Annotated in this window: 20 protein-coding genes; 12 read left to right on the plus strand and 8 right to left on the minus strand. The window is 69.3% G+C overall.

Translation table 11 applies throughout. The features are described from left to right. Positions 1-101: 101 nt before the first annotated feature. A complete protein-coding gene (locus CLV30_RS19625; protein ID WP_106538934.1) occupies positions 102-515 on the minus strand; it encodes an RDD family protein in 414 nt (137 codons plus the stop codon). Positions 516-760: 245 nt separating this feature from the next. On the opposite strand from CLV30_RS19625, the gene glnA reads away from it, so the two are divergent. Further along, on the plus strand, positions 761-2,185 hold the full coding sequence (gene glnA, locus CLV30_RS19630) for a type I glutamate--ammonia ligase (RefSeq protein WP_106538993.1): 1,425 nt from the start codon (positions 761-763) through the stop codon (positions 2,183-2,185). A gap of 29 nt (positions 2,186-2,214) precedes the next feature. Here glnA and CLV30_RS19635 read toward each other — a convergent pair whose 3' ends face one another. Both CLV30_RS19635 and CLV30_RS19640 read right to left on the minus strand, forming a co-directional pair. Further along, a complete protein-coding gene (locus CLV30_RS19635; RefSeq protein WP_106538935.1) occupies positions 2,215-3,297 on the minus strand; it encodes a tyrosine-type recombinase/integrase in 1,083 nt (360 codons plus the stop codon). Then, positions 3,297-3,848, minus strand: coding sequence for a hypothetical protein (locus CLV30_RS19640; protein WP_106538936.1), 552 nt, complete (start codon positions 3,846-3,848; stop codon positions 3,297-3,299). Before CLV30_RS19640 ends, CLV30_RS19635 begins: the two co-directional genes overlap by 1 nt. 300 nt (positions 3,849-4,148) lie before the next feature. On the opposite strand from CLV30_RS19640, the gene CLV30_RS19645 reads away from it, so the two are divergent. The 11 genes from CLV30_RS19645 (at position 4,149) to CLV30_RS19695 (ending at position 9,377) form a co-directional block, all read left to right on the plus strand. Further along, positions 4,149-4,322, plus strand: a complete 174-nt coding sequence (locus CLV30_RS19645; protein ID WP_205741124.1) for a helix-turn-helix domain-containing protein — start codon at positions 4,149-4,151, stop codon at positions 4,320-4,322. After that, a complete protein-coding gene (locus CLV30_RS19650) occupies positions 4,322-4,615 on the plus strand; it encodes a hypothetical protein (protein ID WP_106538938.1) in 294 nt (97 codons plus the stop codon). Before CLV30_RS19645 ends, CLV30_RS19650 begins: the two co-directional genes overlap by 1 nt. Continuing rightward, positions 4,612-4,962, plus strand: coding sequence for a hypothetical protein (locus tag CLV30_RS19655; protein ID WP_106538939.1), 351 nt, complete (start codon positions 4,612-4,614; stop codon positions 4,960-4,962). Before CLV30_RS19650 ends, CLV30_RS19655 begins: the two co-directional genes overlap by 4 nt. After that, the gene (locus CLV30_RS19660; protein WP_106538940.1) at positions 4,959-6,233 is read left to right on the plus strand and encodes an AAA family ATPase; all 1,275 of its coding nucleotides are present in this window, start codon (positions 4,959-4,961) and stop codon (positions 6,231-6,233) included. Before CLV30_RS19655 ends, CLV30_RS19660 begins: the two co-directional genes overlap by 4 nt. Then, positions 6,230-6,409 carry a hypothetical protein gene (locus CLV30_RS19665; protein ID WP_106538941.1) on the plus strand — a complete coding sequence of 60 codons (180 nt, stop codon included), beginning with the start codon at positions 6,230-6,232 and terminating at the stop codon, positions 6,407-6,409. Before CLV30_RS19660 ends, CLV30_RS19665 begins: the two co-directional genes overlap by 4 nt. Further along, on the plus strand, positions 6,406-6,546 hold the full coding sequence (locus CLV30_RS26635; RefSeq protein WP_165358767.1) for a hypothetical protein: 141 nt from the start codon (positions 6,406-6,408) through the stop codon (positions 6,544-6,546). Before CLV30_RS19665 ends, CLV30_RS26635 begins: the two co-directional genes overlap by 4 nt. A gap of 410 nt (positions 6,547-6,956) precedes the next feature. Continuing rightward, positions 6,957-7,085 carry a hypothetical protein gene (locus CLV30_RS27610; RefSeq protein WP_276320027.1) on the plus strand — a complete coding sequence of 43 codons (129 nt, stop codon included), beginning with the start codon at positions 6,957-6,959 and terminating at the stop codon, positions 7,083-7,085. Between the two features lie 37 nt (positions 7,086-7,122). Then, entirely contained in the window at positions 7,123-7,809 is a 687-nt protein-coding gene (locus tag CLV30_RS19675; RefSeq protein WP_129711127.1) for a hypothetical protein, read from the plus strand. A 679-nt stretch (positions 7,810-8,488) separates the two neighbouring features. Beyond that, positions 8,489-8,857, plus strand: coding sequence for a terminase (locus CLV30_RS19685; RefSeq protein ID WP_106538945.1), 369 nt, complete (start codon positions 8,489-8,491; stop codon positions 8,855-8,857). After that, positions 8,854-9,147, plus strand: coding sequence for a hypothetical protein (locus CLV30_RS19690; protein WP_106538946.1), 294 nt, complete (start codon positions 8,854-8,856; stop codon positions 9,145-9,147). The genes CLV30_RS19685 and CLV30_RS19690 overlap by 4 nt, the downstream gene beginning before the upstream one ends. Beyond that, on the plus strand, positions 9,144-9,377 hold the full coding sequence (locus CLV30_RS19695; protein ID WP_106538947.1) for a hypothetical protein: 234 nt from the start codon (positions 9,144-9,146) through the stop codon (positions 9,375-9,377). The genes CLV30_RS19690 and CLV30_RS19695 overlap by 4 nt, the downstream gene beginning before the upstream one ends. Before the next feature lie 2 nt (positions 9,378-9,379). Here CLV30_RS19695 and CLV30_RS19700 read toward each other — a convergent pair whose 3' ends face one another. The 5 genes from CLV30_RS19700 to CLV30_RS19710 all read right to left on the minus strand — a co-directional run bounded on the left by CLV30_RS19700 (position 9,380) and on the right by CLV30_RS19710 (position 12,342). Next, positions 9,380-9,919, minus strand: a complete 540-nt coding sequence (locus CLV30_RS19700) for a hypothetical protein (RefSeq protein WP_106538948.1) — start codon at positions 9,917-9,919, stop codon at positions 9,380-9,382. Between the two features lie 1,073 nt (positions 9,920-10,992). Then, positions 10,993-11,319, minus strand: a complete 327-nt coding sequence (locus CLV30_RS19705) for a hypothetical protein (RefSeq protein WP_129711126.1) — start codon at positions 11,317-11,319, stop codon at positions 10,993-10,995. Beyond that, positions 11,316-11,483: a hypothetical protein gene (locus CLV30_RS26640; RefSeq protein ID WP_165358766.1), complete on the minus strand. Its 168-nt coding sequence runs from the start codon at positions 11,481-11,483 to the stop codon at positions 11,316-11,318. Before CLV30_RS26640 ends, CLV30_RS19705 begins: the two co-directional genes overlap by 4 nt. Further along, on the minus strand, positions 11,480-11,626 hold the full coding sequence (locus CLV30_RS26645; protein ID WP_165358765.1) for a hypothetical protein: 147 nt from the start codon (positions 11,624-11,626) through the stop codon (positions 11,480-11,482). Before CLV30_RS26645 ends, CLV30_RS26640 begins: the two co-directional genes overlap by 4 nt. Further along, the gene (locus tag CLV30_RS19710) at positions 11,623-12,342 is read right to left on the minus strand and encodes a hypothetical protein (RefSeq protein WP_129711125.1); all 720 of its coding nucleotides are present in this window, start codon (positions 12,340-12,342) and stop codon (positions 11,623-11,625) included. The genes CLV30_RS26645 and CLV30_RS19710 overlap by 4 nt, the downstream gene beginning before the upstream one ends. Positions 12,343-12,386 lie beyond the last annotated feature (44 nt).

The raw sequence follows: 12,386 nt of genomic DNA on the forward strand, positions 1-12,386 counted from the left end.
CAGCTGGTGCTGATCGATGCCAACCTCGCCCGCGGCTCGTACCTCGCCGATGCCCGACCGCACCATGGCCGGCATCGATCAGCACCACCGCACCGGCGAGTTCAGACGTTGACGACGGCGGTGTTCGACGCCAGGTCGTGCAGTCCGCGGCCCTGACTGGTGAACACCAGCGGCGGGATGACCAACGCGATCAGCGCGGTGCGTACCGCTGCCGTGATCGGGCTGACACGGTGGCCGTCGAGGTGCACGACCCTGATGCGCAGCAGGACCTGTCCCATGCTCGCCGCCATCGTCGCCGTCGACGCCACCACGATGAGGTACCAGCAGATCAGCGGCGCCCACACGGCAGTGCTCTGTGGATCCCAGGCGGCGCCGCCCACGACCACGGCAGCCAGGATGTTGGCGAGGATCCAGTCGACCGCCAGGGCCGCGAACCTCCGCGGCCAGCTGGCCGGCGAGCCCGGTCCCGCCGTCGGCAGCCGCGGCGCTGTGGCGGAGTGCTCGTCATTGCTCACCCGACGAGCCTAGACGTTGGCGTCCCGGAAAACCGCCTGCCCCATGATCATCGGAGTGAACGCGACCGGATCCGCGCCCACACCACAGTGCGGAAACCCCTGCCGTCCGCGTAACACCGGTGAAACACTCGAGACACGGTAGGGAAATGCCGGGATTCTAGCGTCCGGGGCAAGGAGAGCGATCCGGTCAGCGCTGACCGTGACACCCCCCGACTTGCGCCGCGCCAGGTGCGAAGGAGATGCGGATGTTCACCAACCCCGACGAGCTCCTCAAGTTCGTCAAGGACGAGGGCGTCGAGTACATCGACGTCAGGTTCTGCGACCTTCCTGGGGTCATGCAGCACTTCAACGTGCCTGCCAAGGCGTTCGACGCGGACGCGATGGCCAACGGCCTGATGTTCGACGGGTCGTCGATCCGTGGTTTCCAGGCCATTCACGAGTCCGACATGAAGCTCATGCCCGACCCCGCGACCGCGTTCGTCGACCCGTTCCGAACCGCGAAGACGCTGGTCATGAACTTCTCGATCGTCGACCCGTTCACCGGCGAGCCCTACAGCCGCGACCCGCGCAACATCGCCGCGAAGGCCGAGGCCTACCTCGCCAGCTCGGGCATCGCCGACACGTCGTTCTTCGGTCCCGAGGCGGAGTTCTACGTCTTCGACGACGTCCGCTTCGAAACAAAGCCGAACGCCGGCTACTACTACATCGACTCCATCGAGGGCGCCTGGAACACCGGCCGGGTCGAAGAGGGTGGCAACCGCGGCTACAAGACCCGCTACAAGGGCGGCTACTTCCCCGTCCCACCGGTCGACCACTTCGCTGACCTGCGCGACCAGATGAGCAACACGCTCACGGCCGCGGGCTTCGAGGTCGAGCGCGCGCACCACGAGGTCGGCACCGCGGGCCAGGCGGAGATCAACTACAAGTTCGATACGCTGACGCATGCCGCCGACCAGCTGATGCAGTTCAAGTACATCATCAAGAACGTCGCCTGGGAGGCGGGCAAGACCGCCACGTTCATGCCGAAGCCGCTGTTCGGCGACAACGGCTCCGGCATGCACTGCCACCAGTCGTTGTGGAAGAACGGCGAGCCGCTGTTCTACGACGAGCTCGGTTACGGCGGCCTGTCCGACGCGGCGCGCTGGTACATCGGCGGCCTGATCAAGCACGCGTCGTCGCTGCTGGCGTTCACCAACCCGTCGGTGAACTCGTACCACCGGCTCGTGCCCGGCTTCGAGGCGCCGGTCAACCTGGTGTACTCGCAGCGCAACCGTTCGGCCGCGGTGCGGATCCCGGTCACCGGCACCTCGCCCAAGGCGAAGCGGATCGAGTTTCGCGTGCCCGATCCGTCCAGCAACCCGTACCTGGCGTTCTCGGCCATGCTCATGGCCGGCGTCGACGGCATCCGGAACAAGATCGAGCCGCCGGAGCCGGTCGACAAGGACCTCTACGAACTCCCGCCCGAGGACTACGGCAACATCGCCACCGTCCCGTCGTCGCTGCCCGAGGCGCTGGACGCGCTCGAGAACGACCACGAGTACCTGCTCGAGGGCGACGTGTTCAGTGAGGACCTGGTCGCGACCTGGATCGACTGGAAGCGCACCAACGAGGTCGACCCGATCCGGCTGCGCCCGCACCCGCACGAGTTCGAGCTCTACTTCGACATCTGAGCAAGCTGACCCTCTGACCTGCGACGGAGCTAGTTCACCACCTCCTCGTTCCTCAGAAATTCCTCAGTACGGTCGACCAGGACTGCCTCCACTGCGGTCCTGGTCGACTCGTCTGTGTCGGGCCAGAGGTGCGAGTACGTGTTCAGCGTCGTCGTCGCACTCGCGTGGCGCAGTCGGTGCTGCACCACCTTCACGTCAGCTCCGCTCGAGATGAGCAGGCTGGCGAAGTAGTGCCGCAGGTCCTGGTACCGGAAGCCGTCGGGCAGGCCCTCGACCTTGCCGCGTGCGGTGCGGAACGCTCGCTCCAGCTTCCACGGCCCGACCTGGCCGCCGAAGTCGTCGGTCAGGATCCACTCCCCCGGCCACCGGGCCACCTGCTGCGAGAGGGCGCTGACCAAGGTGTCCGACACGGGGATCGTGGTCTTCGACATCGCGGTCTTCAACGGCGCCGCCGGGTACTGCACGGCCGGCCGGATCTCGCGCTTGAGGAACACCACGTCGGCGACCCGCAGACCGCATGCCTCGCTGACGCGCAGGCCGGCGAACGCGCCCAGCAGGATCGCGACCCGGTAACGCTTCGGCATGGCGTCGTACAGACCCCACACTTGGGCCGTGGTGGCCACGTAGGGCCGCTGCTTACCCATGGGCGGGGAAGTCCGCCGGGAGCACGGGTTCCGCGCCAGCACGCCATCGTGGACGGCGTCACCGAGGATCTGGGACAGCCGGCCGTGCAGCGCGTAGACGTACGACGACTCATGCTCGTCGGCGATCAGCCTCGCGCACCACGCCTTGACGTGGCTCGGGCGGATCTGCGCGAGCGTCATCTCGCCGAACTCGTCCTTGATCCGCGCAACGTGCACCTTGGCCTGGCGCACCGTCGACTCCCGGCGCGTGGCGTATCCCTTGAGCCACTCATCGCACCACGCCGACACCGACTGCTTCCGGTCCCCCGGATCCGTCCACGTGCCCGTGGTCAGCTTCGCGAGCTCGCCGTCAAGCCAGGTCTGCGCATCGACCTTGCGCGTCGTCGTCTTCGTGAACTGCCGGCCGCCCGGGGTCGCCCGGTAGCGCGCCTGCCACCGGCCATTCGGGAGCTTCCGCACGGTGGCCATCAGTCGGTCTCCCCCGGCCCGCGGATCAGTCCTGCTTCCTTGGCCTGCTGGACGCGTCGAGCCGCGGTTCTCCGCGTGTACCCCAACAGCTGCTCCACGGCCTTGGTGGGCGTCCCCGTGCTGGCGTGCTCCTCGTAGACCTCGGCGACTCGCTCCAACTCGGCTGGATTCGCGCCGCGCGATCGTCTGGCGATAGCGGCGTCTACCTCGCCGATTGCCCCCCAGACCTCTCGTTCGTCGCTGAGGTCTACCTGCCTCAAGGCCCCGCGCGAGTCGGGCACGTATGCGTGGACCATGAACGCCTTCAGGGCCAGTTTGTCCATCGCGATTGTCGAGAGATCGACGGTACGCACGCCTCGACCTTCGGCCTTCGATTTCCAGACGAGTGACACGCACTCGGGCACACCGTCGCGGATCTCGAAGTCCGCGTAGAGGTCAGGTGCGCCCTTTTCGCCTACGGACTCCATCCTCGTCTTTCGCGGCACCTGGGCGTCGCCCAGTGGAACCAGGTCAAGGTCCGTGACGAGCCAGCGAACCCTACTGCTGCGCATCCGGTCTACCTCCCTACGCCAAAAGTAGGGGCCACGATGGCACCCATTTGGCATCGCCAACTCTGCCAGTGGCATGCCACCGTTGTCAACGGTGGATCGAGTGAGACGCCGTTGACAACTCAACAGAGCACCGCACGAGGACATCGGACTCGCCAGGACGCCGCGCTGGTACCGCGGTCGAGCGAGAGGGATGCCGGGGGAACCGGACAACGGGCGTGCGGCGGGAGCTGGGACCCGGTGAGCCAGCGACATCAACCGACAGACCTACCGCCCGAGGGGGCGACTCTCATGAGCGAATTCATGACGACGAACGAACTCGCGGAGATGCTCCGCACCTCGCCCGAGACATGCCGCTACTGGCGCCACCGTGGAACCGGCCCGCGTTCATTCAAGGTCGGCCGGCGCGTGCTGTACGACCGCGCCGACGTCGAGGCGTGGATCAAGGCCGCCCGTGACGAGCAGGTGCCGGCCTGATGGACACATACGAAAGCCGCCCACACGGGGCGGCTCCCGAGTCGACGGCGCAGACGACTGAGACCAGCCTACCGCCGCTCACCGCCGAGGACTGGGAGCACGCGGCCCGCGCCGTGAACGGTCTCTTCGTCGCCGTGGTGCACCTCGCCAGCGATCGACTCCGCCGTTACCCGTACGCGACGCTGGCGGCTGCTCAGCGCAAGGTCGACCGCGCCCGTGAGAACGGGCACGAGGCGTCGGTGGTCCTGGCTGAGCTGCGCCCAGTGGTTGTGCTGCCCGAGGTGGTCGGATGACGACGGTCGAGTTCGCTACCAGGCTGCTCGAGCTCGGCCGGGCGCGCGGCCCGGTGCCGCGGTACGGCAGCAGCGAGTGGGAAGCGCTGGGCCCGACCGATCCGCGTCGCTTCGCCGCGGTCGTGGCCGCCGCTGAGTGTTGGCGCCGGGACAGCGAGCCGGAGGCGATCGCCGCACGGCTGCGGGCAGAGCTGGCCGAGGCCGACCTCTATGTCCGGTACCGGCTCGCTGAGGCGTCCAGAGACGTCGCCGGCGCGTATTCCGAGCTCGTCGACGAGCGCGGCCAGGTCGTGTCGTACGCCGAGCTCGTGCGGCGCCGGGCCGATCTGCTGGGGGTGGCGTCATGAGTGAGGTGACCACTCTGTCGGCGGTCGTGCCGGAGTCGGTGCAGTGGCTGTGGCCGGATCGCCTGCCGGTGGGGAAGCTCGTTGTCCTTGACGGGGACCCGTCTACGGGCAAGTCCACGCTGACGCTCGATCTTGCCGCGCGTGTGTCGGCGGGCAAGCCGTGGCCCGACGGCGCTGTCAGTGCGGGTCCGGCGGACGTGCTGCTGTTGTCGGCCGAGGACGGACTCGGCGACACCGTCCGGCCCCGGCTGGATGCCGCCGGCGCCGACGTCGCCCGGGTGCACGCGCTCGTTGACGTGCCGCTCACGGACGAGGACGAGGTCACGCACCGGGTGCCGCCACAACTGCCGCGCGACATCGGCCACATCGAGCGGATCGTGCACGACTACGACGTCCGGCTGGTGGTCGTCGACGTCCTGATGGCGTTCCTCGCCGGCGGTGTCGACAGCCACCGCGATCAGGACGTGCGCGCCGTGCTGCATCGCATGTCGGTGATGGCCGAACGCGCCGGGTGCACGGTTCTGCTCGTCCGGCATCTCAACAAGGCCGGCGCCGGGTCACCGATGTATCGCGGCGGGGGCAGTATCGGCATCATCGGCGCGGCCCGCGCGGCATACCTCGTCGCTCGTGACCCGGACGACGAGGGCCGGCGGATCGTCGCCGTGACCAAGTCGAACCTGGCCGTCGAGCCGCCGTCGTTGGCGTACCGACTCGTCGACGACCCCGACAACGGATGCGCCCGCGTCGAATGGGAAGCCGGCACCGTCGAGCACACCGCCGCGACCCTGCTACGCGGTCCTGTTGACGAGGACGAGCGCACCGAGCGCGACGAGGCCGCACAGTGGCTACGCGACTACCTCGCCGACAGCGGCGGGCAGGCAGCGAGCAAGGACATCTTCAAGGCCGCCCGGACGGCCGGACACTCCGAGCGCACTCTCAAGCGCGCGAAGCAACGCGCCGGCATCACGCACCAGTCGAGCGGCTTCCCACGCACGACGTACTGGGAACTGCCCGCACAGTCGGGCCAGCAGGGCCAGGACACAAATCAGGTGGCCCAACTGGACCCCCGTGGCCCAACTGGACGTGACCAGCACAAATACGCGCCTCAGTCGGGCCAACCGACACAGTCGGGCCAGTCGGGCCACCCCACAGAGAGTGACCCGACTGGCGCCACCGTCTTCGACTTTCCCGCCCCGGCCGACGACTGCCCGCAATGCGGTTTCGGGCTCGCCACGATCGGCCACCGCGTCAACTGCAAGGAGACATCATGACCACACCCCCGAACTCCTACCGGATCGCGCTCGCTCGGTTGTTCGCCGAGTGCGAGGACCGCGGTCTCGGCACCTGGCAACCGACGTTCCAAGCCACCCCCGGACGCGAGGACGAGGCCGCCGACTACATCGAGGCCCGCGCCGAGTTCGTCGCAGAGCAGGAGTTCACGCCGTGATCCCGCTCGACACCACCGGCCACGGTGATGCCGGCACGTACGACTGCCAGCACTGCCGAGCGGTCGTGCCGCTGCCGGAGCTGCTCGACCACCTGGCCGCGCATCGTGACCCGTCGACCGACGAGGCCGAACGATGACCCGGCCGGGGCTCGTCGACGAGCACGGCGTTCGCCATCGCGCCGGCTGCACCGTGCCGGGGTGGGTCGGTGGCCGACCGGTGATCGCCGGAACGACCATCGCTACCTGCGCCGGCTGCTCGGCCGTGCGGATCGTTGCCGCTACGACTCGGGAGGTTCGGCGATGAGTTACGCCGTTCGATGCGCCGTGTGCAGCGACTGGACTCCGGTGCGCGGACCGAGCCCGGTCAAGCGGCCGGTGTGCGCGCACTGCTCCACCGAGCAGCTCCGTCCGGGTCGTATCCGCTCGGCGTGTGTGCACTGCCGCCGTCCGATCGTCACACCGAGTTTCGTCACCCGGCCCGTGTGCAGCGCGTGCCGAGACGACGCCGGCCGGAACGTCCGGCCGGTCACAACGAAGGGGAATCCCGATGCCTGACCACACCGACCACACGCGCCGCGTGCGCGATCTGCTCGCCGCCGAGACGGCGAAGTTGCCCAAGGTGGACGCCAACGGCCACCCGATCGAACCCGACCCGGGCACCCGTCCGGCTCGCTGACCCGACCCATTCCTCCACCGAACGGAGAACAACTCTCATGGCCATCACTCGCACAAAGCCGGAAATTCCGGCAACCCCCGGCCTGCCGCACGGCGTGCCGACCACCCTGCCGGCGTTCCTCGCTACCGGCCCGCTGTCGAAGCTCGCCGCAGAGTTCGGGCGACTGGCCAGCCAGTACGCCTCCCGCGCCGAGGCACATCGCCAGATCGCCAACCCGGCGGCCCTCAACGCCGCCGTCCAGCAGGACGACCTCGACCACGCGCTGGCCGTCCGCAACGGCGAGGACGACCCCGGGCCGGTCAACGTCACCGCCTGGCGCGAGAACGAGGAGACCGCCCGTCGCGCCGTCGCCGGCAGCCGCGACGCGATCAAGCTCGCCTGGGCCGACCTGCTCGAGAAGCTTGCCGACGAGGACGCCGGGGGCAAGCTGCTCGGCGAGATCGAGCACCGCCGCGACGACGCCCGCGCCCGCCTGGCTGAGGCCGTCGAGCAGGTGCGCTCGATCATGGCCGAGCTGGACATGGCCGACGACGAAGCGACCTTTGCCAGGCGCGCGCACGAATACGCGATCGAGCGCGTGACCGGTCACAAGTTCAACAGCACTCAGGCCCGCATGTGGCCCCAAGGCGCGGTCGTGGGGCAGCCCAAGCCGATCATCCTCAACGCCCGCCCCGAGCCCTCCGAGAACGTGCTCGCCACCCTGGCGGCCTACCGGCAGGGCTGACTTTCTACCGGGGTGGGGGCGTCAGCGTCGCCCGGCCGCGGGCGTGCCCACGCGGTCCGGGAGCGATGGCCGAGCGGTGACCCGTCACCACGCCCGACCAGCGCCCCCACCCCGGCAACACACCGACCCACTACAGGAGGCCCCGATGCCCCGTGCCTGGTCACCCTGCTCCGCCCCCGGCTGCCCGGAACTCACGCCGCCCGGCGTCAGCCGCTGCACCCACTGTTCCCGTACCGCCGACAAGACCCGCCCATCCTCCGCCGCCCGGGGGTACGCCAACCGCCCAGCATGGCGACGAGTTCGGGCACGCCTGCTCGCTGAGAGTCCTTTCTGCACGTGCACTGACGACGGGCACGGGCACGGCTCGCGCTGCCCACAGGCCGCCACTGTCGCCGACCACTACCCGACAACGCGTGCCGAGCTACTCAAGCAGGGTGTTTCCGATCCCGACGCGCTGCATCGACTGCGTGCGATCTGCGCGAGCTGTCACGGCAAGCACACAGCCGAGCAATCGCCAGGCGGATGGAACACGCGATGACCGACCGAGGGGGTGGGCACGGACCTCCAACCGGGGCTTCGTGGAACCCGCGGAGGAGGACGGAAGAGTCCGCGCCACCCTGAAACGAACCGAAACTGATCATGAACCGAGCAGAAATGCTGCTCAGAGGGGGTCGAGACCGTGAGCGAGTCGACACCGAGGGCGCCTCGAGGCACCGGAAACGCCGGCAAACGGCTCTGGAACAGCGTCGTCGAGGACTACGACCTCGACCAACACGAGCTGTCGTTGCTCGGCGAGGCCGCCCGCGTCACCGACAGACTGGACGCGCTCAACGCCGTGCTCGCCACCGAGGGCGTCATGTCGCCGGCCGGCGACGGCAAGGTGCATCCGGCGCTGGTCGAAGCGCGACAGCAGGAGATCACGCTCGCGCGGCTGCTCGCTGCTCTGCGCATGCCGTCCGGCGAAGAGGGCGACCAGCAGGCCAGCGCCCGGCCGCAGCGCCGCGGCGGTGCCCGTGGCGCCTACGGCATCCGAGGTGCGGTCTCGTGAAGCGCCGAGCCAGGCCGACCGCAGCCGACGAGCGCGGCGTACCGGCGGTGCTGCTCGACCCGGACGCTGCGGTCTGGCACGACCGTGCCGCTCATGTCGACTTCATGGCCGCCCGTGGCTGGTCCCCCGACGTCCGCGACAGGTTCGCCGGCTCGCACGCCGGCGCGCCGCCGGCTGCACGTCGACAGGTCGCCGTCGCAGCGTGGGCCGTCGAGCACGGCATCTCCGACGTGCCAGGCGGCCACCCAGACTGGCACCAGCTGCGAGAAATGGGGCTGCATCCATCATGAGACGTCGCGCCCTCGACGACCCAGCCGCCATCGCGCCGGCCTGGGTCCGCACCTACGACCCGGCCGCCTGGGCCGACCCTGCCGACGAGATCACCGCCGAGTTCCGCGACCTGGCCGAACAGTTCGGCCCACACATCGCCCGCGAGGTCCGCGCATGCACCCGCTGGTCGGATGCATGCCGCCGCTGGTGCGACGAGCACGGCGTCACGCTCAAGGCTGCCAGGCGGTGACGTCAGCGAACCGGGTGTGCGTCCATGAACGTGCCGAGCGCGTCGAGCGCCTCGCCGAGGGCGCGCACTTCTTCGACCGTTACGGCTTCGGAAACGCCACTCGCGCGGCGCCGGTAGGCACGTTGCCGACAGGCCGACGAGCAGAATCGGCGGTCCGTCCGGCCGGTGAGCTCGGTGCCGCACCCCTCGCACGCCGTTACGGCTGACGAAACGTCACTCGTCCTGGCCTTGCTCGCCCGCACCGTGCACGCTTTCGAGCAGGTGACGTACTTCATCCGGGGATGTCGGCCGCGGATCACGGTCCGACTGCATCCAGCGCACGGGGTCGGCTCGGTCGGCGCGGTGCCGCCATACAGTCCCATGACGACCGGATCGGCATGGTTGTCGCCGAGTCGGTAGCTCTGTCCGCCTGGCCGCCAGCACTCACGGCAGATGACGAAGTCCGAGACGAAGCGCCCCCGGAACGGCCCGATTCTGCCCTCGACGCGCAGGACCAGCTCGCCCGGACCCGGGTCATGCCCACACCACAACGGCGTTTCCATAGGCGTAACGCTACCGGACCGACTGACGTTTCCGTAGCCGTAACACGCCCAACCCGGGCCATCTTGCCGGCGGCGCACGAACTCACGTCAGGGGGCCGGTAGCCTGAAGGTCAGGTGTTCCTGCCCTGCCACACGGGAGAGGGACAGGGCAGGAACACACCCGACCTGGGCACGACTCGGTCTAGAGGTGTCGGCCGGCCCGGCGCCTATGCTCACAAGGACGAGACAGGCCGACCGACACTGGCCGCACCGTACCGGCCGCCGGGTGTCGGCGCATGGGAATCGCAAGGATCCGCGACGACCGGGGTTCGAGCACCGTCCATCCCCCCCAGGCCGGAACCGATTGACCTGCACCCGGCGAAGACCGGGCGCAGGTCAACCCCGGCCACACGACCGCGGTTCAACCGCCGGTGTTACGACGGTGCTCACCACCGCGGTTCGCCCAGGGTCGGCCGTCGGTCTCAACCGTTACCGTCAGGGCAACGGATCGCAGCACGGGGCCGACGATCTGCATGGTCAATCTGACCATTCAGCTCCCCGCCGCCCGCGCCCGGGCAGGACGATCTCGCTGGATCAACTGGCGCAGATGAGCCACTCCCCGCCGCCCGCGCCCGGGCAGGACGCTATTGGAGATTCTTCCAATATCTCGGCATGGCCTCCCCGCCGCCCGCGCCCGGGCAGGACCTGCGAGGTGCGGGAAATCCCGCACCTGACCAGCTCCCCGCCGCCCGCGCCCGGGCAGGACACTTCCTGACGTGCACGTCCGTAACGGACGTGCAGCGGCTGGGTTCACTTCTGGCTGCTGCGGACAGACTGGGGGCTTCCCCCTCCCTCCGGTCGGGGATCACCCACTGCGCTTCGCCCCGCCCAGCACCTCCGGACCGACGTCGTCGTGACGCCGGCCTGTGCCGTATGTCGTCGCCGGTGATCAACCGACGCCGGCCACGTGCCCTTTCGTGGCAGCGCATGAGGGCAGCCTGTCTGTTCGCTCACCGGCCAGTGAGCACGGAGGACGAGGGTTGTAGCTCCGCTCAGAGCCCCGGCGGCTTTCGACGGCCGCCGGGGCTGGTCGGTCAGACGAGGGTCGTCAACCGGGTGTGTGCGGCATCGAGCGCGTCACGTACACGCGTAAGATGCCTCTCACTGAGCACGACGGAGACGTGCCGTAGACCGGCCGCGGGGACGAGCACGACCGCCGGCCGCGGGTGGTCCTCGTCGTGTCCGACGAGCAGGACTTGCAGCGTGCACGGGCCGCCCGGGTGCACACCCTCGACGATCTCGCTCACGAGGTACGCGACGTGCTGACCGTCCGCGTGCCCACCTTCGACCTCGTCGCACCACAACACGTCACACGCGCCCGACTGGCGCTGATACGCGCCACTGCCACGGCCGCCCATCACGGGCCGCCCGTCGGGCCGCACGACTCGTTGCCATGGACGTGGCAGTTCCACCCGGTGTCATCCTCGGCAGGCTCACGGCTGTCGAGGACGACGCCGGCCACGATCAGCACGGCCATAGCCGCCAGGATCGACAGCAGCAGCACCAGCGCGTCACGCCGGCTCACTGCTCGTCACCACCCTCGTCGACGAGCTCGCGAACCGTGGCCAGCGCACGCCGCAGCCGCACCAGCGCATCGCTCGCGTCGTCGAGCCGCCGGAACGCCTCTTCCACGGCATCGGCCGGGGTCGTTGCCGTCGGCGCGCTCATCGGGACCCACCCCGCGCGAGCAGCTCGTCCGTGCGGCGAGCGGACTCACGGTCGTACTCCCTCGCCTGGGAGATCAGCGCGTCCCGCAGGTCGTGCAGCGTGCGCACGGTCGCGTCGATCTCCTCGACGGCCAACGACGCAGCCCGCCTCGGGTGAACGTCGTCACCCTGCGGCCGGATCTCGCGGGCGGACCAGATAGCCAGCAGCCCGCCGAGCTCACGCAGGTGGTCGCCGGCAGCGTCCTCGTGCACGCCGACCTCGCCGTCTGGGTTCTCGGCGTCGACGACGTCGGGCTCCGATGGCCGTGACGCGTACGTCTTGCCGTCGGTGCCGGTGACGGGGGTTGGTTCAGGTGATGCATTTGCATCACCTGCCTGTAGGTCGCGAACGATGGTCGCCTGGTCCATCCCGGTGGCGGACCCGATGGCCCGCGTCGACATGCCCTCGGCCTCCACCTCGTCGAGGTGGTGTCTCAGGGCCGCGGCGAGCTCACCGGCGTCGGACTCCGCGACCGCTCGCACGAGCTGGTCAATGAGTCCTGCGGCCGCGGCCGGGTTGAGCTGGATCATGACGCCGTTGTCCCCGCTGTCGAGGATGACCCGGCCTACATGCTCGGTCCAGCGCGCCGTTAACGGCGCCGTGCTCGTCATGCTGACGTAGGTGGTGGGGGTGCGCGGGGGTGTGCCGCGGTGCGGGCTGGAATAGGTTGTACTCACGGTGCCACTCCTTGTCAGTGGTTCCGAGGCCCCGTATCGGTGTG

This window comes from Haloactinopolyspora alba (assembly GCF_003014555.1).
Lineage (GTDB): Bacteria > Actinomycetota > Actinomycetes > Jiangellales > Jiangellaceae > Haloactinopolyspora > Haloactinopolyspora alba.